Source organism: Corallococcus sp. AB011P, from assembly GCF_003611605.1.
Lineage (GTDB): Bacteria > Myxococcota > Myxococcia > Myxococcales > Myxococcaceae > Corallococcus > Corallococcus coralloides.
On the sequence record NZ_RAVX01000003.1, the window covers coordinates 31578 to 58087 of the forward strand.

General features: G+C 69.8%; 25 protein-coding genes. 18 read left to right on the forward strand and 7 right to left on the reverse strand.

Going from position 1 to position 26510, the window contains the following annotated elements:
• Positions 1-145: 145 nt before the first annotated feature.
• A complete protein-coding gene (locus D7X30_RS10000) occupies positions 146-937 on the forward strand; it encodes a helix-turn-helix domain-containing protein (RefSeq protein ID WP_304984686.1) in 792 nt (263 codons plus the stop codon).
• A 5-nt stretch (positions 938-942) separates the two neighbouring features.
• Here D7X30_RS10000 and D7X30_RS10005 read toward each other — a convergent pair whose 3' ends face one another.
• Positions 943-1506 (reverse strand): NADPH-dependent FMN reductase, encoded by a 564-nt coding sequence (locus tag D7X30_RS10005; RefSeq protein ID WP_120562671.1) that lies wholly within the window; start codon positions 1504-1506, stop codon positions 943-945.
• A 225-nt stretch (positions 1507-1731) separates the two neighbouring features.
• Between D7X30_RS10005 and D7X30_RS42275 the strand changes: the two genes are divergently transcribed.
• From D7X30_RS42275 to D7X30_RS10020, 3 genes are read left to right on the forward strand one after another with little or no spacing between them, the layout of a single operon-like run.
• On the forward strand, positions 1732-2748 hold the full coding sequence (locus tag D7X30_RS42275) for a uracil-DNA glycosylase family protein (RefSeq protein ID WP_199724234.1): 1017 nt from the start codon (positions 1732-1734) through the stop codon (positions 2746-2748).
• A 34-nt stretch (positions 2749-2782) separates the two neighbouring features.
• Positions 2783-3790, forward strand: coding sequence for an esterase family protein (locus D7X30_RS10015; protein ID WP_120562672.1), 1008 nt, complete (start codon positions 2783-2785; stop codon positions 3788-3790).
• A 14-nt stretch (positions 3791-3804) separates the two neighbouring features.
• Positions 3805-4830 (forward strand): L-erythro-3,5-diaminohexanoate dehydrogenase, encoded by a 1026-nt coding sequence (locus D7X30_RS10020; protein ID WP_120562673.1) that lies wholly within the window; start codon positions 3805-3807, stop codon positions 4828-4830.
• Here the strand turns inward: D7X30_RS10020 and D7X30_RS10025 are convergent.
• From D7X30_RS10025 to D7X30_RS10035, 3 genes are all read right to left on the reverse strand, one after another.
• Positions 4827-6524, reverse strand: a complete 1698-nt coding sequence (locus D7X30_RS10025) for a glycosyl hydrolase family 18 protein (RefSeq protein WP_233591498.1) — start codon at positions 6522-6524, stop codon at positions 4827-4829. The genes D7X30_RS10020 and D7X30_RS10025 overlap by 4 nt on opposite strands.
• Positions 6525-6834: 310 nt before the next feature.
• Positions 6835-7452: an ankyrin repeat domain-containing protein gene (locus D7X30_RS10030; RefSeq protein ID WP_120562675.1), complete on the reverse strand. Its 618-nt coding sequence runs from the start codon at positions 7450-7452 to the stop codon at positions 6835-6837.
• Positions 7453-7553: 101 nt separating this feature from the next.
• On the reverse strand, positions 7554-9098 hold the full coding sequence (locus tag D7X30_RS10035) for a catalase (RefSeq protein ID WP_304984687.1): 1545 nt from the start codon (positions 9096-9098) through the stop codon (positions 7554-7556).
• Between the two features lie 314 nt (positions 9099-9412).
• Between D7X30_RS10035 and D7X30_RS10040 the strand changes: the two genes are divergently transcribed.
• The 5 genes from D7X30_RS10040 to D7X30_RS10060 are packed head-to-tail and all read left to right on the forward strand — an operon-like array spanning position 9413 to position 13454.
• Entirely contained in the window at positions 9413-10963 is a 1551-nt protein-coding gene (locus D7X30_RS10040) for a lysine 5,6-aminomutase subunit alpha (RefSeq protein ID WP_120562677.1), read from the forward strand.
• A complete protein-coding gene (locus D7X30_RS10045) occupies positions 10960-11445 on the forward strand; it encodes a hypothetical protein (protein WP_120562678.1) in 486 nt (161 codons plus the stop codon). Before D7X30_RS10040 ends, D7X30_RS10045 begins: the two co-directional genes overlap by 4 nt.
• Positions 11446-11449: 4 nt before the next feature.
• The gene (locus tag D7X30_RS10050) at positions 11450-12235 is read left to right on the forward strand and encodes an OAM dimerization domain-containing protein (protein WP_120562679.1); all 786 of its coding nucleotides are present in this window, start codon (positions 11450-11452) and stop codon (positions 12233-12235) included.
• Positions 12232-12630 carry a hotdog fold domain-containing protein gene (locus tag D7X30_RS10055; protein ID WP_014396341.1) on the forward strand — a complete coding sequence of 133 codons (399 nt, stop codon included), beginning with the start codon at positions 12232-12234 and terminating at the stop codon, positions 12628-12630. Before D7X30_RS10050 ends, D7X30_RS10055 begins: the two co-directional genes overlap by 4 nt.
• Positions 12627-13454, forward strand: a complete 828-nt coding sequence (locus D7X30_RS10060) for a 3-keto-5-aminohexanoate cleavage protein (protein ID WP_120562680.1) — start codon at positions 12627-12629, stop codon at positions 13452-13454. Before D7X30_RS10055 ends, D7X30_RS10060 begins: the two co-directional genes overlap by 4 nt.
• Before the next feature lie 167 nt (positions 13455-13621).
• Here D7X30_RS10060 and D7X30_RS10065 read toward each other — a convergent pair whose 3' ends face one another.
• Entirely contained in the window at positions 13622-15088 is a 1467-nt protein-coding gene (locus tag D7X30_RS10065; protein ID WP_120562681.1) for an FAD-dependent monooxygenase, read from the reverse strand.
• Positions 15089-15179: 91 nt separating this feature from the next.
• Here D7X30_RS10065 and D7X30_RS10070 point away from each other — a divergent pair, with 91 nt between their 5' ends.
• From D7X30_RS10070 to D7X30_RS10100, 7 genes are all read left to right on the forward strand, one after another.
• A complete protein-coding gene (locus D7X30_RS10070) occupies positions 15180-15806 on the forward strand; it encodes a TetR/AcrR family transcriptional regulator C-terminal domain-containing protein (RefSeq protein ID WP_120562682.1) in 627 nt (208 codons plus the stop codon).
• 163 nt (positions 15807-15969) lie between these two features.
• On the forward strand, positions 15970-16746 hold the full coding sequence (locus D7X30_RS10075) for an SDR family NAD(P)-dependent oxidoreductase (protein ID WP_120562683.1): 777 nt from the start codon (positions 15970-15972) through the stop codon (positions 16744-16746).
• Positions 16736-17533: a class I SAM-dependent methyltransferase gene (locus tag D7X30_RS10080; protein WP_120562684.1), complete on the forward strand. Its 798-nt coding sequence runs from the start codon at positions 16736-16738 to the stop codon at positions 17531-17533. The genes D7X30_RS10075 and D7X30_RS10080 overlap by 11 nt, the downstream gene beginning before the upstream one ends.
• A gap of 91 nt (positions 17534-17624) precedes the next feature.
• Complete coding sequence (locus tag D7X30_RS10085) at positions 17625-18176, forward strand: hypothetical protein (RefSeq protein ID WP_120562685.1); 552 nt, start codon at positions 17625-17627, stop codon at positions 18174-18176.
• A gap of 127 nt (positions 18177-18303) precedes the next feature.
• Entirely contained in the window at positions 18304-18690 is a 387-nt protein-coding gene (locus D7X30_RS10090) for a hypothetical protein (RefSeq protein ID WP_120562686.1), read from the forward strand.
• Between the two features lie 82 nt (positions 18691-18772).
• Positions 18773-19717: a hypothetical protein gene (locus tag D7X30_RS10095; RefSeq protein ID WP_120562687.1), complete on the forward strand. Its 945-nt coding sequence runs from the start codon at positions 18773-18775 to the stop codon at positions 19715-19717.
• A 109-nt stretch (positions 19718-19826) separates the two neighbouring features.
• Positions 19827-20222 carry a LysM peptidoglycan-binding domain-containing protein gene (locus tag D7X30_RS10100; RefSeq protein WP_120562688.1) on the forward strand — a complete coding sequence of 132 codons (396 nt, stop codon included), beginning with the start codon at positions 19827-19829 and terminating at the stop codon, positions 20220-20222.
• A 70-nt stretch (positions 20223-20292) separates the two neighbouring features.
• Here D7X30_RS10100 and D7X30_RS10105 read toward each other — a convergent pair whose 3' ends face one another.
• Both D7X30_RS10105 and D7X30_RS10110 read right to left on the reverse strand, forming a co-directional pair.
• Complete coding sequence (locus tag D7X30_RS10105; RefSeq protein WP_120562689.1) at positions 20293-20973, reverse strand: hypothetical protein; 681 nt, start codon at positions 20971-20973, stop codon at positions 20293-20295.
• Between the two features lie 60 nt (positions 20974-21033).
• Positions 21034-22593, reverse strand: a complete 1560-nt coding sequence (locus tag D7X30_RS10110) for a ChaN family lipoprotein (RefSeq protein ID WP_120562690.1) — start codon at positions 22591-22593, stop codon at positions 21034-21036.
• 112 nt (positions 22594-22705) lie between these two features.
• Here D7X30_RS10110 and D7X30_RS10115 point away from each other — a divergent pair, with 112 nt between their 5' ends.
• Positions 22706-25636 (forward strand): TonB-dependent siderophore receptor, encoded by a 2931-nt coding sequence (locus D7X30_RS10115; protein WP_120562691.1) that lies wholly within the window; start codon positions 22706-22708, stop codon positions 25634-25636.
• Entirely contained in the window at positions 25636-26466 is an 831-nt protein-coding gene (locus D7X30_RS10120; RefSeq protein ID WP_120562692.1) for a 5'-nucleotidase C-terminal domain-containing protein, read from the forward strand. The genes D7X30_RS10115 and D7X30_RS10120 overlap by 1 nt, the downstream gene beginning before the upstream one ends.
• Positions 26467-26510: the final 44 nt, after the last annotated feature.

Here is a 26510-nt window from a genome sequence, read left to right on the forward strand (position 1 = left end):
GCGCGGGCCTTGGGAAAGGCCGTCCGTCGTTAATGGACAAGATGCGCGGCCGGGTGTGCGGCGTCGATTACCTCCGAGGGAATGGATGCGATGACGTGCGCCCCCTATCTTCCCCTCCATGACGAGCCTTCAGCAGAGCCGTCCCGTGGGAGAACTGCTGCGCGGCTGGCGACAGCGGCGCGGGCTGAGCCAGATGGACCTCGCGTTGCGCGCGGAGGTCTCCACCCGTCACGTGAGCTTCCTGGAGACCGGCCGCTCCCAGCCCAGCCGAGACATGCTGCTGCACCTGGCGGAGGAACTGGACGTGCCACTGAGAGATCGCAACAGCCTGCTCGTCGCCGCGGGCTTCGCGCCCGTCTTCGCCGAACGCTCCCTGGACGACCCCGCCCTCAACGCCACGCGCGAGGCCGTGGAGCTGGTGCTCGCGGGCCATGAGCCGTACCCCGCGCTGGCGGTGGACCGGCACTGGACGCTCGTCACCGCGAACCGCGCCGTGGGCATCCTGATGGAGGGCCTGGCGCCGGAGCTCCTGGAGCCTCCCATCAACGTCCTGCGCCTGAGCCTGCACCCCCAGGGGCTGGCCTCCCGCATCGACAACCTTCGCCAGTGGCGCGACCACGTCCTCCACCGCCTCTCCCGGCAGGTGGACGTCTCCGGGGACGCCACGCTCGCGGCGCTGCTGGAGGAGCTGCGCGGCTACCCGGTTCCGGAGTCCACCCCGGACTCCAAGGCGCGCGACTTCGGCGGCGTGGTGGTGCCGCTGCGCATCCGCACGTCACTGGGGACGCTGTCGTTCTTCAGCACCACCACCGTGTTCGGCACGCCCGTGGACATCACGCTCGCGGAGCTGGCCATCGAGTCCTTCTTTCCGGCGGACCCGGAGACGGCCGAGGTGCTGCGGCGGGCCGCTGCGGAGCGGGCCCGCCAGGACACCTGAAACCGCTACGGCTTCACACGCACCGTGCGCAGCGCCGTGCCCCAGGACACGACCTGATCCAGCAGCGTGTTCACCTGCTTCTCCTTCGCCGGGTCCGGCTTGAAGACGGTGTAGTGCTCGAAGTCGGTGGAGAGGAACAGCTGCACCTGCGCTCGCACCGTGGCCATCTGCAGCTCCGCAGCGACCAGGCGCAGCTGCTCCACCGCGCGCACGCCGCCCGCGCTGCCGTAGCCCACGAAGCCGGCGGCCTTGTTGTTCCACTCCTTGTAGACGTAATCGAGCGCGTTCTTCAGCGCGCCGGACGTGCCGTGGTTGTACTCGGGCGTGACGAACACGTACGCGTCGTAGCCCTCCACCGCCGCGCTCCACCTCTTGGTGTGCTCCTGGGTGTACTTGCCCGCGGACGGCGGGGTCGGCTCATCCAGCAGGGGCAGGTTGAAGTCCTGGATGTCGACGAGCTCGTACGTGGCGTCGCTGCGCTTCTTCGCGATGTCGTGGACCCAGGCCGCGACCTTGTCCGCCTTGCGTCCGGGCCGCGTGCTGCCAACGACGATGGCCACCTTGATCATGTGCGAGCAACTCCTGGGAAAAGGGCGTGGAACCAGCGCCCGGCATCTTCCCCAGGTCCGCCCCGTGGCCAAGGGCGTTACGCCGGGGGTGTGTCCTGATTCGACCAGTGCCCGGTGCCTCCGCCCGGAAGGTGGCGCAAGCCCCGACCCTGGGCTAAGCGTACAGGCAACTTCCCCGGCTGCTTCCTTGCACCGGGACGGCCCCTTCGATACCGATCCACCACCGTGAACGACGACACGCCTGATTCCATGCAGGAGCTGGCCGACGTGCTCCAGGACGTGCGCCGCCACCTGCTCTGGCAGGAGGAGACCGCGGGCCGCTCGCTCCTCGTCGACGCGAAGGTCGCCGCCGAGCTCCAGCAGCAGCGCGCCGCCGCCTCGTCCGTGCGCACGATGATCGCCCGGACCAAGGCCCCCGAGCCGGCCGCCGCCCCCACGCCTCCCCGGCCCCCGGCGGAGTCCCCGTCGCGCGACACCCTGCACGCCGCGATGAAGCAGCCCCTGGGCGCTTCCCGTCCGCTGGCCGCGGCACGCCCCCTGACCCCCGAAGCTCCGGCTGTGGCTCCGGCCCCCCGCGCCGCGTCGGCGCCGGCTCCGGCTCCGGAGATGCTCCTGGACGTGCCCAGGTCCGCGCCCCGCTACAACGGCGCGCTGCCCGGCGTCGTGGAGGGTGAACGCCCCACGCTGGATCAGATCCGCCGCGAGCTGGGCGACTGCCGCCGCTGCAAGCTGTGCTCGGGCCGCAAGAACATCGTGTTCGGCTCCGGCAACCCTCGCGCGGACCTGGTGTTCGTGGGCGAGGGCCCCGGTGAGAACGAGGACCTCCAGGGCGTGCCCTTCGTGGGCGCCGCGGGCGACCTGCTCACCAAGATGATTGGCGCCATGGGCTTCACCCGGAACGACGTCTACATCGCCAACGTCGTGAAGTGCCGCCCGCCCGGCAACCGCAACCCGGAGCCGGATGAGATCGCCGCGTGCGAGCCCTTCCTGCGCTCGCAGTTGCTCGCGCTCCAGCCCAAGGTCATCGTCGCGCTGGGCAAGTTCGCGGCGCAGACGCTGCTCAGGGACACCACCCCCATCACCCGCATGCGGGGCCAGTGGCGCGAATACGAGGGCATCCAGCTCATGCCCACCTTCCACCCCGCGTACCTCCTGCGCAACAGCGCGGAGAAGCGCAAGGCGTGGGAGGACCTGCAGCAGGTGATGAAGCTGTTCGGCAAGCACCCGGGCTCCAGCGCGTAGAACGCGCGGCGCACCGCGACCAGGAGAGGCATTGATGAAGGGCGTGCTCGAGACGCGTGAAGTGCATTCCCCCGCGCTGGAGAACAACCCGCTGGGAGATCCGGCCCGCCGCCGGCTCACCGTGTACCTGCCGCCGGGCTACGCGGAAGGCACGCAGCGCTACGCGGTCGTCTACTTCCTGCACGCCTTCGGCAACGGCGGCGGCTCGTGGACCAACGCGTCCGGCTTCTCGCCCTCCGTTCCGGACCGCCTGGACGCGCTGATCGAGCAGGGCGCCATCCCGCCCGTCATCGGCGTCTTCCCGGACGCGTGGACGAAGCTGGGCGGCAGCCAGTGGGTGAACAGCGACGCCATCGGCCGCTACCGCGACTACCTGGTCAAGGACATCGTCGGCTTCGTGGACAAGACCTTCCGCACGCTGCCCAAGGCCGCGTCCCGCGCGGTCGTGGGCCACAGCTCCGGCGGCTACGGCGCGCTGGTGATGGGCCGCTACCACCCGGAGATATTCTCCCTGGTCGGCGCGCACGCCCCGGATTCCTACTTCGAGTACTCGTACATGCCGGACCTGCCCAAGGCCGCCACCTCGCTGATGAAGGCCGGCGGCGTGGAGGCGTGGGTGACGGAGCTGCGCCAGCGCGCCGTAGCCACCAAGGTGCGCGGCGACGACTTCCCGGTCATCAACATCCTGGCCATGGCGGCGGCGTACTCGCCGAAGAAGGGCGAGCCGCTCAACCTGGAGCTGCCCTTCGAACAGCACAACGCGAAGCTGCGCCTGGACGTGTGGAACCGGTGGCTCGTGCACGACCCCGTGCGCTTCGTGCCCAAGTTCATGGACTCCTTCCGCAAGCTGAAGACGGTCTACCTGGACGCCGGCACGCGCGACGAGTTCAACCTGCGCTGGGGCACGCGCATGGTGGCGGACGACCTGAAGGCCGGCGGCGTGGACGTGGCGCACGAGGAGTTCGAGGACGGGCACTCGGGCGTGTCGTATCGCTTCGAGCGATCGCTTTCGGTGCTGGTGCCGCTCCTGGCGCGGGACTGATAAGGGGGGAGCCCATGGATACCTACGGACTGTCGCGCGTCGTGGCGGAGAAGGGCGTGCTGCCGCAGCGCGCCCGCAAGCTGGACCCCTCGCTGCCGTGCCGCGAGGCGGAGCTGCTCATCGACGTGGAGAGCCTCAACATCGACGCCGCGTCCTTCAAGCAGATCAAGGACGACGTGGGCGGCGACCCCGCGCGCATCGCCTCGCGCATCCAGGACATCGTCCTTGAGCGCGGCAAGATGCAGAACCCCGTCACCGGCTCCGGCGGCATGCTCATTGGCCGCGTGAAGGAGCTGGGCGCGAAGCACCCCGCCAACGGCGTGCTCAAGCCGGGCGACCGCATCGCCACGCTGGTGAGCCTGACGCTCACGCCGCTCGTCATCGAAGAGGTGAAGGCGGTGCACGCGGACATCGACCGCGTGGACATCCGCGGCCACGCGCTGCTCTTCGCGAGCGGCATCTACGCGAAGCTCCCGACGGACATGCCGGACACGCTGTCCCTGGCGGCGCTGGATGTCTGCGGCGCGCCCGCGCTGGTGGCGCGCCACGTGCGCCCGGGCATGACGGTGGCGGTGCTGGGCGCGGGCAAGAGCGGCGCGCTGTGCCTGGCGCAGGCCCGTCGCAGCCTGGAGAGCCGCGGCAAGCTGCTGGCGCTGGACATCTCCCAGAAGGCGCTGGACGCGCTGTCCGCCATCGGCCTGTGTGACGAGGCGCTGAAGGTGGACGCCACCCAGGGCGTGGACGTGATGGAGGCCGTGTCCAAGGCGACCAACGGTCAGCTCTGCGACCTGGTGGTCAATTGCGCCAGCGTGGGCAACACGGAGATGGCGTCACTCTTGTCCGTGAAAGACGGCGGCACCGTCATCTTCTTCTCCATGGCCACCAGCTTCACCACGGCGGCCCTGGGCGCGGAGGGCGTGGGCAAGGACGTCACCATGCTCGTGGGCAATGGTTACGTGCCCGGCCACGCCACCCTCACGCTGGACCTGCTGCGCACCGAACCGTCGCTGCGCCAGCTCTTCGAGTCCCGCTACGTCTAGGGCTTGAGGAAGGCCGCGTGCACGGCCTTCAGCAGCGGATCCCGCTCACCCGCCGGGGCCTCCTTGAGGTGGCCCTGGTTGATGGTCCAGATGATGGCGCCCCCCAGGCCCTGCTCCCGCGTCCAGCGGCCCTTCTCCGTCACGGAGGGGATGTCCTCATAGGAGACGAAGTTGCAGGACTGCGGGCCCTTCGCGTCGGCGTCGGAGAGGTAGGGCACCCGCGCCGTGGCGTCCCAGATGTACTTCATCTTGGGCAGGTACTCCTTCTGGATGTTGGCGTAGCTCATCCGGTTGTCGCTCTGCTCCTCGTACGGATTGTTGGGGCCGTCCACGGGCTGGCCTGGCTCGGTGGCGTTCTTCCAGCAGGTTCCGAAGAAGCCGGTGCCGACGCCCAGGCGCTGCGCGGGGATGCCCGCCGCGAGGTACGCCTTCACGGAGCTGGAGACGGAGGTGGGGTGGGCCAGCGTGTCGCCGAAGAGCGCGCTGGAATGCCACACCTCCCAATCCGCCCAGTCGCCGCTCATCTTGTACGACATGATGTTCAGCTGGTCGACGCGGGCCACCAGCTGGGGGTAGAACTCCTTCTCCTCCTTGCTCAGGCCGAAGTTGGAGTTCACCCAGCCCACGGGCACGGTGATGATGAGCTTGTCGTCCAGGGCGCGCAGGTCGTCCAGGAGGGCGAGCAGCGGCGGCCCATCCCCCGCCGACAGGTCGATGGGTTCCCAGTCCACGTCGACGCCGTCGTAGCCGAACTCGTGCACGGTAGCGACGATGCTGCGGGCGAAGTTCCGGCGCTTCTCGACCGTCTCCGTCGCGCCCTTGAAGCCCGCGTGCTCATCCATGCCGCCCAGCATCAGCAGGGCCTTCTTGCCCGCGGCGTGCGCCTGCTCCGCGATCTTCCGGGCATGGATCGGTCCCTCGTGTTCGCTGATGTCGAAGAGCTTGATGACCGTTCCATCCTCCTTCGGCCGGATGCGTCCCATGGCCACGTGCGTGAGCAGCGACATGTCCACGGTTTCCGCCGGGTAGAGGTCCTTCTGGTAGCCCACCCAGTAGCCCATGACCCAGCTGACCGGGGCGCCACCGCTCCGCGGCGACACTGGCGCGGGCACCCGGGTGCAAGGACCCTCGCCCATCTCGTTGGCCGCGCAGACGCTGAAGGTGTACGCGGTGCCGTTGGCGAGGCCCTCGAACAGCATCCCGGAGGAGGGGGCGTTCACCCGCTGGGTGAGGCCACCGGGCTCCGCCATGATCTTGTAGTAGCTCAAGGGCCGTCCCCCGAAGCTCGCCGGGGCCAGCCAGCTCACGTAGGCCTGTCCATTGCCCGCCGTGGGGTTCACCGCGCGCGGCTGCCCCGGCACCGTGGGGGTCGCGATGGCCATGCCCGCCTGGGGCGTGACGATTTCGGAGTTCATGGAGCCCGGGCCCTCGCCCATCGCGTTCACCGCGGCGACCTTGAAGGCGTAGGGGAAGGCGTTGTTCAGCCCCCGGATGGTGGCCTGCGTGTCGGGCGCGTTCACCAGTGCGCCGCCACACTCGGGGATGCAGCGCACCACGTAGTAGAGGATCGGGCTGCCTCCATCCTTGAGCGGCACCGTCCACGTCACCAGGGCGGAAGCGTCCGCCGGCTGCGCGACGACCTGTTGTGGAGCCTCGGGCGCGGCGGGAGGGGCGTCCTCCTTGTCCGGGCCCATTCCGAAATCACAACCGCCAAACATCCCCGCGAGTGCCAAAACCACACATCGCTGCAACCGCTTTGACCAATGGCTGTTCATTCCCGCACTCCTGATCGGACGCGGGATGTTATGCGGTAGGACCCCCTGTAAGAGTCAAGGTTAGGCAAAATATTGCGGTATTTTTGTATGCCTCGTAAAACACTTATTAAGCCGACTAATCCCATTCCCGTAGGTCATCACAGAACCTCCGTGGGTGGGAAATGAAGCCCCTGGGGATGGCTGGTGTCCGGGGCGGCTGACAGGCGGCCCCGTCCCTGGCGTGCGGACCTCAGCGCACCTGTGCGGTGGGGGCGTCCGGAAGCGGGGTGGGCGCCACGGGGGCGTCCGGCGTCTGGGTCTGGGCCCAATCATTGGCGGAGCGGCCGCTGGCGTCGCGCAGAGCGGGGGATGCGCCCTGGTGGCGCAGCTGGTCGGCCACCTCCGTGCGGCCGAAGAGGACGGCGAACATCAGGGCCGTCTGGCCCAGCCGGTTGGTCTGGTCCACCGCGCAGGGTTGGGCGGAGAGCAGCTTCACCACGTCCGCGTAGCCCTTGAAGGCGGCGCCCATGAGGGCGGTGTTGCCCCGGCTGTCACCCGCGCACGCGTCCGCCCCGGCGTCGAGCAGCGCCTGCACCGTCTGGGTGTGGCCGTAATAGGCGGCGAGGATGATGGGAGAGAAGCCTCGCGCGTCGCGGGCCTCCACGGGCGTGCCGGCCTTGACGAGCCCCTGGACGATGTCCGTCTCACCCTCGCGCGCGGCGGCGAGCAGGTAGCGCTCCGCGTCGCTGGTGGCGAGCAGCCGTCCGGCGGGCGTCGCCGGGGCGCGCAGGGACATCCACGCGGCGGTCAGCACCGTGCACACCAGCATCACCAGACCCAGCGAACCGAGCAGCAGCTTGCGAACCATGAGGGCATCTCCAGGGGCCCCGCGCGCGTGCGGGCGGGGACGGGAAAGAGGGGAGGGCAGTGGGGCCGCCGTGGCGTCACCGGCGGCCCCGGTGCGTCAGGTCACGGCTGGCCGGTGGTGGCGAGCGGGGCGATGGTGGCCTTCGCGTCGTCCAGCTTCACGTTGACGGCCTTGGCCAGGCGCGTGCCGTAGTCCGGGTTGGCCGCGTAGAAGTGGCCCACCATGCGCGCCTTGACCTTCGCGTCGCGCACCTGGCCCAGGTCGCCGGCCAGGTTCTGGATGAGCCGCTCCTTGCCGCCCGCGTCGAGCGCCGTCCAGAAGGCGCCCGCCTGCGCGAAGTTGTCCGTCTTCGCGATGGGGCGCTGCTGCGTGGTGCCGGTGAGCGGCGCGTTGGAGAAGAGGGCGGAGGGCGTGTCCTGCGTCTCACGCGTGACGCTGGGCTCGTAGTTCACGTCCGACTTCGTGTTGCCGCTGTTCATCGCGCCGGCCTGGCTGTTGTTGTTCACCGCGGCGCGTGCGCGGTTCACCGGCAGCGACAGGTAGTTGGCGCCCAGGCGGTAGCGCTGCGTGTCCGCGTAGGAGAAGAGGCGGCCCTGCAGCAGCCGGTCCTCGGACGGCTCGATGCCCGGCGGCATCACGCCCGGGGAGAAGGCGGACTGCTCCGTCTCCTCGAAGAAGTTGTCCGGCATCTTGTTGAGCGTGAACTTGCCCAGCTTCACCGGGGGCAGCTTGTCCTTGGGCCACTCCTTGGTGGCGTCCAGCGGATCAAACGTGAAGCCGTCCAGGTCCTTGGGATCCAGCACCTGCACGCTCAGCTCCCACGAGGGGAACTTCCCGGCCTGGATGTTCGTGTAGAGGTCGTGCGTGGCGTGCTGGAAGTCCTCGCCGCCCAGCTTCGTGGCCTCCTCCGCGGTGAGGCCCTTCACGCCCTGCTGCGACTTCCAGTTGAACTTGACGTACTTCACCTGGCCCTTGGCGTTGACGAACTTGAAGGCGTGCACGCCGTTGCCGTCCATCTGCCGGTAGCTCGCCGGGATGCCCAGGTCCGAATAGAGCTGGGTGAGCATGTGCGTGGATTCCGGCTGGTGGCTGAAGAAGTCGAAGAAGCGGCCCGGGTCCTGCCGGTTGGTGACGGGGGACGGCTTCAGCGAGTGCACCATGTCCGGGAACTTGATGGCGTCACGGATGAAGAAGATGGGCAGGTTGTTGCCGACCAGGTCCCAGTTGCCCTCGTCCGTGAAGAACTTCAGCGCGAAGCCGCGCGGGTCGCGCAGCGTCTCCGGCGAACCACTGGGGTGGATGACCGTGGAGAAGCGCACGAACATCGGCGTCTTCTTGCCCTTCTGGGAGAAGACGGACGCGCGCGTGAGGTTGGAGAAGTCACCGTAGCTCTCGAAGGAGCCGTAGGCGCCCACGCCGCGCGCGTGCACCACGCGCTCCGGGATGCGCTCACGGTCGAAGCGCGCGAGCTTCTCGATGAGGGCGAAGTCCTCCAGGAGGATGCCGCCCCGCGGGCCGGCCGTCTTGGAGCTCTGGTTCGTGCCCAGCGGCGCGCCCGAGTCGGTGGTGATGGGCGGCGGGTTGCCGGCTGCGAGGACGGGGGCGCCAGACAGCAGGACGGCGAACATCAACGAGCGTCGGTTCAAGGGGGACTCCTTGGGTTACGGGGGAACCGGGCCACCCCTAGAGCACGCCTCGTGCCGACCCTTCGGGCCTTGTGAATTCAGCAGGTTGGATACAGGTCGGCGGTGCCTTCCACCGCCATTTCGGTGCATTCACCGAATTGCCGGTAGTCACCGTCACCGATTCTTCGGTGCTGGAGGCGGCAATGAAATTTCGGTGAGAAGGTATTTGCGTGATGCGTCTCGCCATTCAAGAGGCGCGGTGCGGCATCGTTTGCTGGCAGTGCGGGGGCCGTGTTCTTGAGCCGAAGGACGCTGCGCTCGGGTAGGGTGCGCGCATGTCAGGCCCGTTCATCGACGACGCGCGGATTGCCGAAGCGCGCAAGCTGGCGGACGAGATCGTCAATCCGATCTTCGACCTCATCCAACGCAACACCACTGTTTCCAATGAGCGCACCGTGTTGCGCTTCTTTGGCATTTCCGGCGCGGGTACGCGCGGCGTACCCCTGGCCAACCTCATGGTGGACAAGCTGCAGTCCGCCGGGGTGCTCAACCGGGGCGCCGCGTACTGGTACGGCCGCGCGCTGCAACTGGGCGCCAGCAGTCCGCTGGACGCCGTGGAGCGGATCACCGCGCTGCCCACGGACAAGCTGGGCGCGCTGTCTCCGGAGATGGAATCCAATCTCCGCGACGCCGTGCGCGAGGAGGCCCGCGCGGCGATGGCGGAGCTGAAGTCCCGCATCGCCCAGCGCAACGCCCTGCGCGAGCAGTTCCCCATGTCGCCCGCGCCGCACAAGTACGTCATCGTCGCCACCGGCAACATCTACGACGACGTGGACCAGGCGCGCGCCGCGGCCCAGGCGGGCGCGGACGTCATCGCGGTCATCCGCTCCACGGCGCAGTCGCTGCTGGACTACGTGCCCCACGGCGCGACGACGGAGGGCTACGGCGGCACCTACGCCACCCAGGAGAACTTCCGCGTGATGCGCGAGGCCCTGGACGACGAGAGCCGCAAGCTCAAGCGCTACATCCAGCTGACCAACTACTCGTCCGGCCTGTGCATGTCGGAGATCGCCTTCTGCGCGGCGTACGAGCGGCTGGACATGCTCCTCAACGACGCGATGTACGGCATCCTCTTCCGCGACATCAACATGCGGCGGACGTTCATCGACCAGTACTTCAGCCGCCGCATCTGCGCCCTGGCCGGCATCATCATCAACACCGGCGAGGACAACTACATCACCACCGCGGACGCCTACGACGCGGCCCACACCGTCATCGCCAGCCAGTTCATCAACGAGTGCTTCGCCAAGCGCGCGGGCCTCAAGGACTGGCAGCTGGGCATCGGGCACTCGTACGAAATCGACCCGTACCGGGACGACACGCTGCTCTTGGAGCTGTCGCAGGCGATGCTGGTTCGCCGCTGCTTCCCGGACGCGCCGCTCAAGTACATGCCGCCCACGAAGCACAAGGAGACGGACATCTTCTTCAGCCACGCGTACGACGTGATGGCGGACCTGGTGGCCATCTGGACGCGGCAGGGCATCCAGCTGCTGGGCATGATGACGGAGGCCATGCACACGCCGCTGCTCGCGGACCGGTACGTGGCGCTCAAGTCCGCGTCGTACATCCACCGCGCGGCGCGGGGCATCGACGAGGAGTTCACCGTCCGCGAGGACGGGAAGATCGCCAACCGCGCGCGCGAGGTCTTCGCCAAGGCGGAGGAGCTGCTGCGCGAGTGCCACACCGAGGGCATGGTGGCGGCCATCGGCAAGGGGCGCTTCGGCGACGTGAAGCGCGAGGAGACCGGTGGCAAGGGCCTGGACGGCGTGCTGGAGAAGGCGCCGGATTACTTCAATCCGTTCCTGGAAATGCTGGAGGCGTCATGATCCTGAGTACCTTTGTTGCCGTGATGATGGCCGCGGGCGGCAGCGCGGATGCGTTGAGCAGCGTCACGGTGAAGAACATCGCGCTGAAGGCTCCGGCGGCGTGGACGCGCTCCAACGTGGACGGCTCCGAGAAGTTCCTGGCGCCCTCTGGCGACGCGTACTTCATGGTGGACGTGGGCACGGTGCAGACCGCGGGCATGAAGGCGGAGCTGTGCCGCACGAAGATCCTCGCGAACATGGGCGGCGACAGCTGGACGATGCTGAAGGTCGGCGGTCAGCCGGCGGCCACGAAGATGGACACGGACGCGGCGCCGGACGGCAGCGGCAACGTGGACACCGTGACGTACGTGGGCTGCAACGGGAAGACGACGTGGTCGGTGGTCTTCTACATGGAGCAGGGCAAGAAGGATCGTTTCTCCGCGGTGGCCGAGAAGGTGGGCACCAGCGTGTCGTTCACGCCGCCCAAGGGCAAGAAGGGCTAGTTCGATGGTGAAGCCGAGCAAGCAGATCATCCGCCCCTACGGCGACCGTCGCGACGACGGCATGGTGCAGCTGTCGTTCACGCTGCCGGTGCCGCTGTCGGAGAAGGCCAAGGAGGCCGCCGCCCAGTTCACGAAGAAGATGGGCTTCACGGACGTGAAGGTGGCCGCCGCCGAACGCGCGGCGGACCAGTACACGTTCTTCGTCGTCTACGCCCGCTCCAACGTGACGCTGGACTACGCGGAGATCGACGTGCCGGAGGTGGTGGTGCGCAAGATGGGGTTTGACGACCTCAACGCGCTCATCAAGGAGAAGGTGCGCCGGCGCATCGTCGTCTTCGGCGCGTGCACGGGCACGGACACGCACACGGTGGGCATCGACGCCATCCTCAACATGAAGGGCTACGCGGGCGACTACGGCCTGGAGCGCTACCCCGGCTTCGAGGCGTTCAACCTGGGCAGCCAGGTGCCCAACGAGGACCTCATCAAGAAGGCCACCGCGAAGCACGCGGACGCCATCCTGGTGTCCCAGGTCGTCACGCAGCGCGACGTGCACAAGGACAACTCGCGCCAGTTCATCGACGCGGCGAAGGCGGCGGGCATCCACGGCAAGACGCTCTTGCTGCTGGGCGGGCCGCGCGTGGACCACAAGCTGGCGCTGGAGCTGGGCTTCGACGCGGGCTTCGGGCCGGGCACCAAGCCGTCCGACGTGGCGAACTACATCGTGCACGCGGTGATGAAGAAAGAGGGCACGGAGTCCGCGGACTCCCACTACCAGGGGGAACCCACGTGAGCACTGGCACCAAGGCGGTACTGCGGCTGCGCATGGGCAGCCACGACGCGCACTACGGCGGCAACCTGGTGGACGGGGCGCGGATGCTCGGTCTGTTCGGGGACGTGGCCACGGAGCTGTGCATCCGCTCGGACGGGGACGAGGGCCTGTTTCGCGCCTACGACTCCGTGGAGTTCCTGGCCCCGGTGTACGCGGGCGACTTCATCGAGGCGGAGGGCGAGATCATCAGCGAGGGCAACACGTCGCGGAAGATGCGCTTCGAGGCTCGCAAGGTCATCAAGCCCCGGCCGGACGTGAATGACTCCGCGGCGGACGTGCTGCCGGAGGCGGTGGTGGTGTGCCGCGCTTCGGGCACGTGCGTGGTGCCCAAGGACAAGCAGCGGGTGAAGCGATGAGCAGGCCCATGGTCATCACCGCCGCCCTGGTGGGCGCGGAGACGACGCGCGAGCAGACGCCGTACCTGCCCATCACCGCCGAGGAGATCGCGGAGGACGCGGCGAAGTGCCGCGAGGCCGGCGCGGCGATGGTGCACATCCACGTGCGCACGGCGGAGGGCAAGCCGTCGCAGGACGCGGAGTTGTTCCGCGCGGCCATCCGCGCCATCCGCAAGCGCACGGACGTGCTCGTCCAGGTGTCCACGGGCGGCGCGGTGGGCATGGACGTGGACGAGCGGTGCGGCGGGCTCACGCTCACCGGCGCGGACAAGCCGGACATGGCCACACTCACCACGGGCACGGTGAACTTCGGGGAGGAAGTCTTCTGGAATCCCCGGCCTCTGGTGCGCGACATCGCGAAGCGCATCAAGAGCATCGGCCTCAAGCCGGAGCTGGAGTGCTTCGACGTCGGGATGATCGACGAGGCGCGCTACCTGGCGAAGGAGGGGCTGGTGGAGCTGCCGGCGCACTTCGACTTCGTGCTGGGCGTGCCGGGCACGCTGCAGGCGCGGCCGGAGGTGCTGGACTTCATGATCGCCGCGCTGCCGGAGGGGAGCTCCTGGACGGTGGCGGGCGTGGGGCGCCAGCAGCTCCCGTTCGTGGAAGAGGCCGCGAAGCGCGGCGGCAACGCGCGCGTGGGCCTGGAGGACAACATCTACCTGTCCAAGGGCGTGCTCGCGAAGGGCAACTTCGAGCTGGTGGCGGAGGCCGCGAAGCGGGCCCGTGCCGCTGGCCGTGAGATTGCCACCCCCGAGCAGGCCCGGCAGTTGTTGCGCCTGGGCTGAGAACGCCACTCGCGGAGCCACCACACGAGGCCCGGGAGCGGACGACGCCCCGGGCCTTCGTGTTTCAGGGGACCCGCCCCCACGTGGACCACGCCAGACACGTGCGCCGCCGGGAGAAGCCGCGCCCGGGCAGGCTTCGGTCCAGGCTGCTCGGGCATCCGAGCGGCTCAGGCGGCCCAGGCCCAGCCGACGTGGCCATCCGGGCGCACCAGCATGCCGCCCACGCCTTCCAGGTTCCCTCGTCCCACGCGGCCCCGTGCGCGCAACGTCGTCACCTGGGAGGGCCAGCCGGGTTCCCAGCGGGGCAGGGGGCGTGAGTCGTCCTCTCCCAGGCCCAGCAGCAGCCACCGGCCCGGATGCAGCGCCGCGTAGAGCCGCGCGTCCGCGCCGTCCCTCCGTGAGAGCTCCAGGTCGCTCAGGCGCCGGCCGCACCACTCGGACAGGAGCGGTGAGGGTGCATCCGGCGCAGGCACGTCCAGCGGCGCGTAGCCCACGTCGAGCGCCCCGATGTTGTCCGCGAGCTGGCGGTTCAGCCGGGGCTCGCGGAGCAGGCCGCTCAGCAACTCGCGCAGGGCCAGCGTCTCCCGCGTGGCACCCATGAGGGCGGTCTGCGCCAGCGTGTTGTGGATCAATGCTTCACCCACGGGACGGCGCTCGCGCGAGTAGCTGTCGAGCAGTGCCTCCGGTGCGCCGTCCTTCACCACCGCCGCGAGCTTCCATCCCAGGTTCATCGCGTCCTGCAATCCGACGTTGAGCCCCTGGCCTCCCGCCGGGAAGTGGATGTGCGCGGCGTCGCCCGCGAGCAGCACGCGTCCCTCCCGGTAGCGCTCCGCGAGCCGCGTCTCGTTGCCGAAGCGGGACAGCCACCGGGGCTCGCGCATGCCGAAGTCAGAGCCCGCGATGCGCAGCGTGCTCTCCCGCAGTTCTTCCAGCGTGACGGGCTCGCGCACCTGCGCCTTCTCCCGGAGCGGATCCGTGACGACGATGCGGTGGACGCCCGGCGCCATGGGCACCACCATCACGCCGCCCCGCTCGTTCGAGATGCCGAGTGCGGGCTGGACCGGCGGCGCGCCCAACGTCACGTCCCCGAGCATCGCCGTGCGTGTCACGTCCGTCCCCGGAAAGGGGATGCCCGACAGCCTCCGCACCGCGCTCCGGGCTCCGTCCGCGCCCACCACGAAGCTCGCACGGATGCGGAACGTGCCCGCGTCCGTGGAGCCCTCCAGGTCCACGCCCTCGCTGTCCTGGCGCAGGGCCTCCACCGTGTGGCCTCGCCGTATGGCCACGCCCAGCTCCCGCGCCCGCTCCTCCAGCAGGGCCTCGGTCACCGCCTGCGGAAGGAACAGCGTGAAGGGGAAGCGCGTGTCCAGGACGCTGAAGTCCAGGCGCGTGTCGAGCATCGCGAAGTGGCCGGTAGGCAGCGGCCGTCCCCGTTTCAGGAACCGGTCCTCCAGCCCTCGCAGCGCGAGCACCTCCAGCGAACGCGGATGCAGGGTCAACGCTCGCGACTCGCGCACGGCCTCCACGCGCCGCTCGAACAGCTCCACCCGGACGCCCGCCAGCGCCAGCTCGCACGCGAGCCACAGCCCGGTGGGACCGCCTCCCACCACCGCCACATCGAGGACCTCCGCCATGACCGACCTCCCGCCCGAAGGCGTCAAACTAACGTTGTTAGGGATCAACTAACGACGTTAGATTGTCAAGCCAGCGAGGGTCAGCGCGGGCATGCGAATCCAACGGGAGCAGGTGGTAGCGGCGGCGTGGACGCTGCTGGACGAGCACGGCCTGGAGGGCCTCACGATGCGCGTCCTGGCGAAGGCGCTCTCCATCCAGGCTCCGTCGCTGTACTGGCACTTCCCGGGCAAGCAGGCCCTGCTGGACGCGATGGCGGACACGCTGGTGCGGGACGTGGCGCGGACGCTGACGCCCGAGTCACCGTGGGAGCCGGTGGTGCGCACCGTGGCGGAGGAGCTGCGGCGCGCGTTCCTGGCCCACCGGGACGGCGCTCGCGTCTACGCCGGCACCCTCGTGGTGTCCGAGCACACGCTGCGCGTCTCCGACACCGTGATTGGCGCGCTGGCGCGGGCGGGGTTCGACTCGCAAGCAGCAGGCTGGGCGGCCTTCACCGTGCTCGACTATGTGCTGGGCTTCACCATCGAGGAGCAGGGCTTCACCGCGCAGGACGCCGAAGCGAAGGAGCGGGAAGGGGCGCTGCGTCAGCTTGCCTCGGCGCGCTATCCGCACGCGGCCGGCGCGGTGGACGCCATCCTGGACCGGGACTTCGACCGCCGGTTCGCCTTCGGGCTGGACCTGCTCGTCGCGGGCATCCGCGCGCGGCTGTCCACGCCGTAGCGCGGCGCTGTCAGGAGTCCGGCGCGGATTTCGTCCCGCTGCCCGGCTCGCAGCGCATCCCCCAACACCGCCTCTTCGTCCCGGCTGTCCGCACCGGACGGCTCGGGCATCATGCCGCGCATTCCTCCCGCTCTGACGGGAGCCCACGAGGAGTCGCGAAGCGATGGACACGGGACTGCAGGGCAAGGGCGTGCTGGTGACGGGCGGCGCGGGTGGCATCGGCTCCGCGCTGGTGCGGGCGTTCGCGGGCGAGGGCGCGAAGGTGGCGGTGCACTACCACCGCAGTCAGGAGAAGGCGGCGGCGCTCGCGCGCGAGGTGGGCGGCGCGGCCGTGCGCGCGGACCTCACGGTGGAGGCGGACGTGGACGCGCTGGTGCCCCAGGCGGTGAAGGACCTGGGCCGGCTGGACGTGCTGGTGTGCAACACCGGCGTGTACCCCGCGCCCGATGAACCGCTGTGGAAGATGTCCCTGGAGCGCTGGCGCCGCACGCTGGCGCAGAACCTGGACAGCGTGTTCCTGAGCTGCCGCGCGTTCCTGCGCCACGTGGAGACCACGGGCACGGGCACCATCGTCATCATCAGCTCCACGGCGGGCCTCTTCGGGGAAGCGGGCCACACGGACTACGCGGCGGCCAAGGGCGCGCTGGCGGCGGGCTTCGTGAAGAGCCTGAAGAACGAGCTGCACCGCATCGCGCCCATGGGCCGCGTCAACGTGGTGTGCCCGGGCTGGACGGAAGTGGACCGCAACCGCGACAAGCTGACGGACCCGAAGTTCGTCGGCCGCGTCACGCGGACGATGCCGCTGCGCAAGGTGGGGCAGCCGGAGGACGTGGCGCGCGTCGTGGTGACGCTCGCGTCGGATCGCATCTCAGGCCACGTGACGGGCGAGGTCGTCACCGTGGCCGGGGGCATGGAAGGAAGGGTGCTGCATGAAGACTGAGCTGGACGTGCGGACGTACAACCGCGAGGCGTGGAACGGCGAGGTGGGACGGGGCAACAAGTGGACGTTGCCGGTGTCCCCGGAGGTCATCGCCGCCGCGAGGCGGGGTGACTGGAGCGTGGTGCTCACCCCGACGAAGCCCGTGCCGCGTGCGTGGTTCGGGGACCTGAAGGGCAAGGACGTGCTGGGCCTGGCGAGCGCGGGCGGCCAGCAGTGCCCGGTGCTCGCGGCGGCGGGCGCGAACGTCACCGTGTTCGACAACTCGCCCGCGCAGCTGGCGCAGGACCGGAAGGTCGCCGAGCGCGAGGGGCTCACGCTCCAGTACGTGGAGGGCGACATGCGGAACCTGTCCGCCTTCGCCGACGGGAGCTTCGACCTCATCTTCCACCCGTGCTCCAACTGCTTCGCGGAGGAGATCCTCCCGGTGTGGCGCGAGGCCTTCCGCGTGCTGCGCCCGGGTGGCGTGCTCCTGTCGGGCATCTGCAATCCGGTGCGCTACCTCTTCGACCCGGCGGAGGAGGAGAAGGGCGTGATGCGGCTCAAGTACACGATGCCGTACTCGGACTTCACCAGCCTCACGGACGAGGAGCGCCGCCGCTACACCGACAAGGATGAGCCCATGGTCGTGGGCCATTCGCTGGAGGATCAGCTGGGCGGACAGATGGACGCGGGCTTCGTGCTCACGAACCTGTTCGAGGACAACTACGAGGGAGGGAAGGACCTGCTCTCCACGTTCCTGCCCACCTTCATGGCCACGCGTGCCCTGAAGCCCGTATCGCGTTCGTGACGCAGAAGGGCGTTGCACCCGGCCGCCTGGAAAGCCTACAGGAGAGATGTCCGGGTCCTCCGGGACATCCCCCCATTCGTAGGAGTCGTCCATGAAAGTGTCGCTGCGTCTTTCCGCGGTCGTGTTGCTGGGTGTGTCGCTGCTGGGCCTGGGCTGTGAGGGTGCGGACTCGAGGGATCCGCTGCAGGCCATCGAGGCGGGCGCCGAGGTGAAGGTGGAGCCGGCGCTGGCGGAGGTGAAGCAGGGCGCCGTGGGCGACACGCTGATGCGCTGCACGCAGCCGCAGGATGGCAGCTACCTGGAAGTGGTGCAGACCGCCACGGGCTACGAGGCGGCCACGGTGGTGGAGGCCTATGACCCCTGGGACTGCCGCTGCACGTATGAGAAGCGCACGGTGCTGGGGCAGTACACGCAGTGCCGCCGTTCCACGGTGGATCCGCGCATCATGAACTGCTACCGCGTCGAGCCCACCGGCTCGATTGGCAAGGTGGTGCTGTCCACCACGCGCGTGCAGCGCACGCAGATGGTCATCGGCAGCACGCAGACGGTGTCGTACACGGACCTGAGCATCGCGGCCATCAACCAGGACCCGGGCCAGACGCCGCGCCAGGACTTCACCTACGGCCTGGCGGACTGCCAGTAGGCGACGCTTTTCCGGAGGCGATTTAACCTTCGGCGGGCTCCGGGGTTTTCAGTGTCAGAGCGCGACGGGGAGCAGGCTGCACGGCTGCTCCCGGAGCGTTTTGACCTGAACCCGGAGTCCACACACCATGTCGCTCAAGTCCATGCTTCGCGGTACCGCCGTCGCCACGCTGCTCCTCGCCGTGCCCGTGCTCGCCCAGACGGCCGCGCCGTCCGACTCCAACGCCAAGGCCGGCCAGTGCGAAGGGCGCCGGGGCAAGCACGGCGGCGGGGGCCACAAGTTCGGCCGCATGGAGCACCGGCTGGACAAGCAGGTCGCCGAGGGGCGCCTGTCGCAGGCCCAGGCCGACGGCTTCAAGGCGGAGGCCAAACAGCTCCACGAGGAGATGAAGGCCGCGCGCGCCTCCAACAACGGCCAGGTGGATGAGACCACGCGCGCGCAGTTCAAGGAGCGCCGCAAGGCGCTGAAGGAGAAGATCAAGGCGGCGCTGGCGCCCACGCAGCAGGGCGCCTGAGGTCCCGCCGTGATTGGGGGACGTGACGCGAGGGCCCCGGCCGGCACAGACTGACCGGGCCCTTACGTCCGCGGGAGTCCCCATGCTTCGCAGTCTCCTCGTCGCCCTCGTCGCCCTGACCGCTGGCTGCCGCGCGCACTCCAGCGCGCCCCAGGCGGAGGTGGCGCAGGCCCCGGTGGACGCGCCGGACGCGGCGCAAGCCTCGGGGGTGCTGGTGGCGGACGCGGAGCTCCAGCGCGTGCAGAAGCGCGCGCGGTACATCGTCGAATCGGAGAAGGGCGCCATCAGCGCCACGGACCTGCTGCTGGCGCGTCCGGACCTGGACCGCTCGCGGATGAACTGGTTCTTCACCGTGCCGCGCGGCAACGCCTGGTACTCCGTCTTCGGCCGCTTCAATCCGCAGGACGTGTTCGTTCCCTCATACGCCTACCGCGCGCCCATCGAGTTCTCCGGCGAGATGGAGGACTTCCCCGTCGAGTCCCTTCCCGAAGGCATGGACGCCCTGGCCCGCGCAGTGAGCACCGCCTGCGAGCGCGTCTTCCAGGTGCACGGCCGCAAGCAGCTCAACCCCGTCGTGCTGGAGGAGGACGACGGCATCACCGTCTATGTGCTCCAGGGCTTCGACGACTCGAACCTGTACCTGCTGGGCGGCGACTTCCGCTTCAAGTTCAGCAAGGACGGCCGCCAGAAGCTCCAGGAGCTGCCCCTGCACCAGGGGCTCATCCCGGTGTCCGTCGCGCCGGACGCGGACGGCGAGCGGCCCCAGTTCTCCGCGCACGCGCACGTGCTCTTCCCGGGGCCGCTGGAGACGGAGCTCGCGCTGGTGATGCTCTATCCCGCGCTGGGTGGCCTCTTCGTGGGCGGGGCGGACCAGGACTGCGTCTACGCGCTGTCGCCGGATGGCACCATCCGCGCGGTGCGCCTGAGCCGCGAGGAGGTCCTGCGCGAGCTGCGTCCGGACGGCACCTTCGCTCCGCCCAAGGAGCTGAACGTCGCCCCGGAGCCCGGCGCGGACGTGGTGCTCTGAACAGCTCCTGCTTGCGCAGTGTTGAGCTTCGTTCACGTCTTTCCCAGCGGTCCGTCATGGCCAGGGGGCGGGGTGCTTGAGTTCGCGCCCTCACGACAGGAGGACGCGGATGGCCTTGCAGAACGACTACCAGGACGTGCTGGACGTGGCGAAGAACGTGGGCGCGAAGATCGAAACGCGCGAGGAGAACGGCAAGCTCGTCATCAAGGGCGCCGTCGATCATGCCTTCGACCGCGACCGCATGTGGGATCAGATCAAGGCGAAGCACCCGAAGTGGAACGACGAGATCATGGTGATGCTCACCGTGACCCACGCCGAGCCCTACGGCGTCCACACCGTGAAGTCGGGCGACACGCTCAGCAAGCTCGCCAAGGACATCTACGGGGACATGAAGCTGTACACGAAGATCTTCGAGGCCAACAAGGATCAGCTCAAGGACCCGGACCACATCAAGGTGGGCCAGGTCCTCAAGCTGCCGCCGAAGACCATCGCCAACCGCGCCTGAGCCTCGGCGCTCCCGCTGCCGGTGGACCGCTATCTCGCGGCCCACCGGCCCGGTGCGGTGGTGCGTTGAATCAGGGGCAGTACGGGCAGTCCACCGTCGCCTCGAGCGAGTCGTAGACGAGGCAGTTCTGGTCCGCGGCGCTGTCGTTCTTCTGCTGGCACCGGTAGTTCCACACGGAAGCGCACTGCGTGTAGACCTGCGCGTCGCCGGTGGGCCCCTGGTAGGTGGGCGTGCAGGTGCCGCCCGAGCTTCCACCCGACACGGTGCAGGTGTTGGGGTCGGTGTTGCTCGTGCACTTGAGGCTGGAGCAGTTGGTGCCGCTGCCCATCCACTTGCCCGAACAGCTGGAGGCCGAGGTGCGCTGCTCACAGAGCACGCGGTTCAGGTTCCCGTCGTAGTAGGCGCACGCGCCGCTGCTGCCTCCGCCACCACCACCGCCGCCCGAGCCGCCAGAAGGCGTCCCCCAGCTCCACTCCGGCGTTCTCGGCTCGGAGAAGCTGTTCAGGTACACCTCGCCGTCAGAGAAGCCCACGTCCTCGCACGAGTCGCCGTCGAAGTAGCCGCAGTAGTCCCAGCCGTCGCACCAGAAGTCGCGGCACTCGTCTTCGGTGTCCTCATTGCAGAAGTAGATGGACGAGCCATGGACGCAGGCGCTCTGAGTGGAGAAGCACCCGGGCAGCACGAGGCCCACGGCGAGGGACAGGAGGACAGCGGACACAACGCCCGTGAGCGGACGAGGGGATGGGGTCATGCCGCTGGAATGTAGCTTCAAGCGGCCGCGGAATTCAGCTGGGTCGCCGCTACCACGGGCCTAGAGACCGCGCAGGCGCGCGGCCCAGGCGAGGTAGGCACCGCGCGGATCCACGAACGGGTCGCGGAAGAGGGCGCGGATGCCGGCGGTGTCCACCTGACCGGCGTCGAAGGCGCGGTAGAGGCTGTCCCCCAGGAGATAGCCGAGCGCGTGGCTGACGCCGTGGAACAGGCGGTCGCGGCGCAGGGGGAGGAGCTTCACGGCCTCGTCGGGGGCCTCGGACTCCGTGGCCTTGTGGGCGAGCACGAAGGCGGCGATCTGCCGCTCCAGGCCCCGGGCCTCGCCGAAGCGCTTCGCCCACTCCGCGACGTTGGGGCAGGTGCGGCGCGGGTTGATCAGCTTGGAGCCGAAGAAGCCCAGGGCCTCTTCCAGACAGCGTGCGTAGAAGGCCTCGGACGCGCCGCGCGGGGCGTCCATGGCGTCGCCCACGGCGCAGTGGCGCACGAAGTGGGCGGCCTCCTCCGCGGCGTGGTTGAGGGACAGCGACGCGAGCCAGGCCGTGCGCGCGCGCGGGATGTAGCCGCTCTCGCGCGACAGGATGTGCTTGCGCAGCTGGGACAGCTCCGCCTGGGTGAAGCGGCCGCGCCGGCGGATGCGGGCGAGCACGTCGCCGTCCGCCGCCGTCGTCACCTCCACCGAGTCCAACTCGCGGCCCACGGGCACGCCCGCGAGCCCGCCGATGAGCTCCGCCATGTCCCGGAAGCGCTCCGCGGCGCTGCGGTCCAGGAGGGGCGCGTCGTCGCCTTCGGCCTCCAGGTAGTCCAGGAAGCTCTGCTGGCAGAGGACGGGCGAGGCGTTCATCAGGCACAGCGCGCCGTCCGCCAGCTCCACGGCCTCCGCGCTGCCCAGCCGGCCCTCGCGCGCGAGGCGCCACCAGAGGCCTTCCGCGTTCTGGTACACGACGAGGCCGCGGCGCGGATGGGCGTCACCCAACGCGCGCTCCACCTGCGCGGGCAGGTGGCAGGGCGCTGCATGGAACTGGCCCACCAGCACCATCACCAGCGGGACGTCCTCCGCGCGGGCCACGCGGGCGATGCGCTCCGCGGCGAAGGCGTCGCGCAGCGCGAGCGAACGCTCTCCCTGGGCCCTCCGGTCGATGGCGGCCACCTGGAGCTTGAGGCGCTTCGCGAAGGCCAGCACGGCGCGGATGCCGGCGCCGGGACCGAAGCCCGGGGTGGGGCCATGGCCCAGCCGGGACATCAGGGTGCGCTCGGGCAGGCGTCCCGCGAGGTACGCGTCGAGGGCGGCTTGATGACGGCCCTCCACGCACTCGAGCGCCAGCACGACGCGGCGGCCGGAGGCGAGGGCGCGCTCCGCGAGGTCCAGGTAGGTCTGCTGGGCGAGCGGCAGCGTGTGGTAGTCGCCGACGTAGACGAGGTCCGACGCCGCGATGCGCTGGTGCACGTGGGTCAGGGGGACCACGCGCTGATAGGTGCTCGTGCGCCGGCGGTAGCGAGCCTCGTAGGCGCGGAAGGCTTCGGTGCGGCCTTCGACCACCCGGGCGATCTGGGCGCGTTGGCGGCGGAAGAGAGCGAGGTGAAGGGCAAGCGACGCGCGCATGGAGCGACAGGCACCGTCGCATGCGCTCGCGGGGGCGGCAAAAAATCAGCGGGACGCGGGCAGGTGGCTTGCTTGACTCGCATGGCCCTGCAACGGACCATCGTCGTCAATCTTGCGGACCGTTCTTCCTCGCTCGCTCATCCTCTGTGCCGTGGTGTTCGCCGCGGCCCCCGTCCACGCACAAGAGGCCGCGCTGCTGCACGCGTCGCCGCCGCGCGCCGAGGTCCGGCAGCCCCTCCAGTTGGATGCGACGCTGGTGGATGGCGGCAAGGTGCTGGAGCTCTTCGTTCGCTATCGCGGCCCGGGCGAGCCGTACGTCCAGGTCCCCATGGAGCGGCAGTACGGAGACCTGTACCGCGCGGTGATTCCCGCCGAGCACATGGTGTCACCCGGCGTGGAGTACTTCGTCGAAGCGGCGATGGTGGATGGGGCGCGCACACCGCTCTTCATGTCCGCGCTCCGGCCCGCCAGGGTGATGGTGGGGACGCAGGCTCCGGAGCCACCGCCGGTCCGAGTGCCGCCGGTCCGCAAGGGGACCCGTGAAGCCCCGAGGTCCTCGCCCGACATCGATGCCTTCGCGCCGCCGTCGGGGGCAGGGGAGGACGATGACCCGGGGAGCGCTCCGACGCCGCCTCCTTCCTCGGGTCGTCCGGAGGGGACGGACCCGCGTGCTTCGAGCCGCACGGGCGGTACGGACCCGCGCGCTTCGACCCGGACGGATGTGCCGGATTCACGCACTGCCCGAACGGACGGCTCGCGCGCGCCGACCCGAACGGAGGCGTCCGACCCTCGGGCCCCGGCTCGCGCGAGCGGTACGGACTCGCGGACTTCCGGCCGCGCGGGCAACAGCTCCGACGACGCCATGGCCGCGCTCAACGCGGACGTGCCTCCGGAACCTCGCACTGACTCCCGCGCGTCCTCATCCCGCAGCACCATGGACGACGACCTGGCGCTCTACAGCGCGGAGGACGTGCTCGCGGTGACGACCCTCCAGGAGGAGGCCGTCCGCACCGTGCCGGCCATCGGCGCTTCCTTCAACCGCGCGCAGATGATCGCGCTGGGCGCCCGCACGGTGGCGGACGTGCTGGACGTGGTGCCCGGCGTGTCCGTCAGCCGCGACGTGCAGGGCTTCCACCGCACCGCCATCCGGGGCCTGCGCAACGACGCGGAGGTGCTCTTCCTTCTCGACGGCCACCGCCTCAACAACTTCTTCGACGGCAAGGCGCTGATGAACCTGCCGGTGGAGAACCTGGAGCGCATCGAGGTCATCCGCGGCCCCGGCTCCGCCGTCTACGGCGCGGGCGCCTTCCAGGGCGTCGTCAACCTGGTCACCAACCACGCCGACGGCGTCCGCGGCGCCATCACCACCGGCGGTGTCCCCCGCGACGACGGCCGCCTGGCGCTCGCCACCGACGGCCACCTGTCCGCCGCGCACACCACCGGCGACCTGCGCCTGTTCGCGGACCTGGACCTCTGGACGCAGGAAGGCGACTCGCTCGTCATCGACCACGACGCGCTCGACGACGAGTCCGTGGCCCAGGGCCTGCGCGACGTGGACCAGCCCGCGGGCCGCACCCGTGACGGCCGCTTCCTCGTCAACGCGGGCGGAGGTGTGTCCTACGGCCTGGACAGCGCCGGCCGCCTGGGTGTCACCGCGCGCTACCTCTCCGAGAAGCGCGACGCGCTCGTCGGCCTGTTCGACACCGTGGGCAACGACTCCCAGCTGTCCTGGGACGTGCTGCTCGCGGACCTCACCTGGGAGCGGCCCCTCTCCGACGGCGGCCAGGTGCGCGCCCGGCTGGGCTTCGATCAGCAGTCCACCGACCGGCTGTTCCAGCTCACGCCGCTCGACTTCCGCACCGGCGATGGCGTGGAACGCCTCTTCCCGGAGGGACTCCAGGAGCAGACTCGGGTCACCGTGCGCACCGTGACGGCCTCCGTGGACGCGGACTTCGCGCTGGCGAAGGAGAACCACCTCACCCTGGGCTTCGTCGCCGAACAGCAGTCGCTGTCCCAGTACGACTACACGACGAACTTCACGCTCGACGGCCGCCTGCGCCCCAGCCCCGCCGCCCCTGAAGGACTGGTGGACCTCACGAAGGGCGCGGCCTCCCGCCGCCTCAACCTGGGCCTCTCCGCGCAGGACCAGTGGACCGTGCTCTCCGCGCTCACGCTCACCTTCGGCCTGCGCCTGGACGCCACCCAGCTCCCCGACGCGGAGGCGACGGGCACGCTCGACGCCAGCAAGATGGTGGTGCGGGTCAACCCGCGCGTGGGTCTGGTCATCGCGGCGTCGGACGCGCTGGTGCTCAAGGCGCTGTACGGCCGTGCCTTCCGCGCCCCCACGCCCCAGGAGCTGGTCGAGCGCATCCCCGACACCGACTACAACCAGGGCCGCTTCGAGGGAAACCCGCTCCTGAAGCCCACCACCGTGGACACCTTCGAGCTGGGCATGGACCTGGTCCAGGCCGCGGGCGACACCCGCGTGCGTGTGCGCGCCAACGCCTTCCTGCAGAACTTCGCCTCGCCCATCACCCCGGTGGACACCAGCGGCAACATTGTCCCCTTGCGCAACCGCGAGCTGGGCGTGCGTGTGTACGGCGTGGAGGCGGAGGCCCGCCTGGAGGCGTCCAAGCGCGCCGCCGCGTGGGTCAACGCCAGCCTGTCCCGCGCGCAGGACCTGGAGCTGCCGGAGCAGTCCCGGCTGCTCACGGACGTGCCCCAGGCGCGCTTCAACGCGGGCGTGTCCATGCCCCTGGGGGACTGGGTGAACCTGGACGTGGTGGTGCGCTCCGGCGCCGAGCGCCGCAACAACAACCGCTCCACGCTGGAGCTCATCCGCCGCTACGAGATTGCCGCCTACAGCCTCATCACCGCGCAGCTGCGCACCGAGCCCATCTGGGAGCACTTCGAGGTGACGCTCTACGCACAGAACCTCTTCGACCACGACCTGCGCGACGACGTGCCCCGTCCGGACCGCGTCCCCGGCCTGCTGCCGCGCGAGGGCGTGTCCGGCTACCTCACCCTGAGGGCCTCCTACTGATGGACCGCCGCCACCTCACCGCCGCGCTCGCCGCGCTCACGCTGCTGCCCGGCTGCCTCGCGTACAACGACTCCTGCGCCCCGCTGGTGGACGACCCCGACGCCGTCGTGGGCTACCTGGGCGAGGAGGTCCAGCTGGGCTCCGCCTTCACCCGCCACGACAACAACGCGCTGGGGCAGCTGGCCGCGGACGCGTTCCTCCACGCGGAGGACGGCGCCGCGAAGCCCACGGACCTGGGCATCATCAACGGCGGCTCGCTGCGCGACGAAGGCCTGTGTGTCACCCGCACGTCCCTGCGCACGGGGCCGCTCACCGACGGCGTCCTGCACGAGGTCATCCTCTTCGAGAACCTCCTCGTGACGGTGGACCTCACGGAGAAGCAGCTCGTGGACCTCTTCGAGCACTCCGTGGAGGCGCTGGCCCTGGAAGGGCAGGCCATCGTGTCGCCGTCCGGCGCGTTCCTCCACGTGTCCGAGGGCACCACCCTGCGCGTGGACTGCGGGCGTCCCGCGGGCCAGCGGGTGACGGCGCTGCGGGTGCGCGGCCGCGACGTGTCCATCCCCGCGCGCGACGACGCGTCCATCCGCTACCGGGTGGCGATGTCCACGTTCCTGCTGGAGGGAGGGGACGGCTACGGCAGCATCCTGGGCAACGCGGGACAGGACCCGGACCGCAACCCGGTGACGGCGCGCAAGCTGGGAGGCACGGACGCCAACATCGCGGCGGCGTACATGAAAAGCACGTACCCCAGCCCGGTCCAGGCGCTGAAGGAAGCCCCGCGCATCGTCTTCACCAACTGCGCCCGGCCCTCCCGGCCCGCCCCGCGCTGACGTCGCGCGCGGTGTCGGACTTGCGGGGGCCGGGGTGGACGGAG

What these genes read in the sequence shown, in the direction of transcription:
- D7X30_RS10005 (WP_120562671.1), bottom strand. Translation starts at nt 1,506, where the DNA reads ATGATCAAGGTGGCCATCGTCGTTGGCAGCACGCGGCCCGGACGCAAG.
- D7X30_RS10015 (WP_120562672.1), top strand. Translation starts at nt 2,783, where the DNA reads ATGAAGGGCGTGCTCGAGACGCGTGAAGTGCATTCCCCCGCGCTGGAG.
- D7X30_RS10020 (WP_120562673.1), top strand. Translation starts at nt 3,805, where the DNA reads ATGGATACCTACGGACTGTCGCGCGTCGTGGCGGAGAAGGGCGTGCTG.
- D7X30_RS10025 (WP_233591498.1), bottom strand. Translation starts at nt 6,524, where the DNA reads ATGGGCCCGGACAAGGAGGACGCCCCTCCCGCCGCGCCCGAGGCTCCA.
- D7X30_RS10030 (WP_120562675.1), bottom strand. Translation starts at nt 7,452, where the DNA reads ATGGTTCGCAAGCTGCTGCTCGGTTCGCTGGGTCTGGTGATGCTGGTG.
- D7X30_RS10040 (WP_120562677.1), top strand. Translation starts at nt 9,413, where the DNA reads ATGTCAGGCCCGTTCATCGACGACGCGCGGATTGCCGAAGCGCGCAAG.
- D7X30_RS10045 (WP_120562678.1), top strand. Translation starts at nt 10,960, where the DNA reads ATGATCCTGAGTACCTTTGTTGCCGTGATGATGGCCGCGGGCGGCAGC.
- D7X30_RS10050 (WP_120562679.1), top strand. Translation starts at nt 11,450, where the DNA reads ATGGTGAAGCCGAGCAAGCAGATCATCCGCCCCTACGGCGACCGTCGC.
- D7X30_RS10060 (WP_120562680.1), top strand. Translation starts at nt 12,627, where the DNA reads ATGAGCAGGCCCATGGTCATCACCGCCGCCCTGGTGGGCGCGGAGACG.
- D7X30_RS10065 (WP_120562681.1), bottom strand. Translation starts at nt 15,088, where the DNA reads ATGGCGGAGGTCCTCGATGTGGCGGTGGTGGGAGGCGGTCCCACCGGG.
- D7X30_RS10070 (WP_120562682.1), top strand. Translation starts at nt 15,180, where the DNA reads ATGCGAATCCAACGGGAGCAGGTGGTAGCGGCGGCGTGGACGCTGCTG.
- D7X30_RS10075 (WP_120562683.1), top strand. Translation starts at nt 15,970, where the DNA reads ATGGACACGGGACTGCAGGGCAAGGGCGTGCTGGTGACGGGCGGCGCG.
- D7X30_RS10080 (WP_120562684.1), top strand. Translation starts at nt 16,736, where the DNA reads ATGAAGACTGAGCTGGACGTGCGGACGTACAACCGCGAGGCGTGGAAC.
- D7X30_RS10085 (WP_120562685.1), top strand. Translation starts at nt 17,625, where the DNA reads ATGAAAGTGTCGCTGCGTCTTTCCGCGGTCGTGTTGCTGGGTGTGTCG.
- D7X30_RS10090 (WP_120562686.1), top strand. Translation starts at nt 18,304, where the DNA reads ATGTCGCTCAAGTCCATGCTTCGCGGTACCGCCGTCGCCACGCTGCTC.
- D7X30_RS10095 (WP_120562687.1), top strand. Translation starts at nt 18,773, where the DNA reads ATGCTTCGCAGTCTCCTCGTCGCCCTCGTCGCCCTGACCGCTGGCTGC.
- D7X30_RS10100 (WP_120562688.1), top strand. Translation starts at nt 19,827, where the DNA reads ATGGCCTTGCAGAACGACTACCAGGACGTGCTGGACGTGGCGAAGAAC.
- D7X30_RS10105 (WP_120562689.1), bottom strand. Translation starts at nt 20,973, where the DNA reads ATGACCCCATCCCCTCGTCCGCTCACGGGCGTTGTGTCCGCTGTCCTC.
- D7X30_RS10110 (WP_120562690.1), bottom strand. Translation starts at nt 22,593, where the DNA reads ATGCGCGCGTCGCTTGCCCTTCACCTCGCTCTCTTCCGCCGCCAACGC.
- D7X30_RS10120 (WP_120562692.1), top strand. Translation starts at nt 25,636, where the DNA reads ATGGACCGCCGCCACCTCACCGCCGCGCTCGCCGCGCTCACGCTGCTG.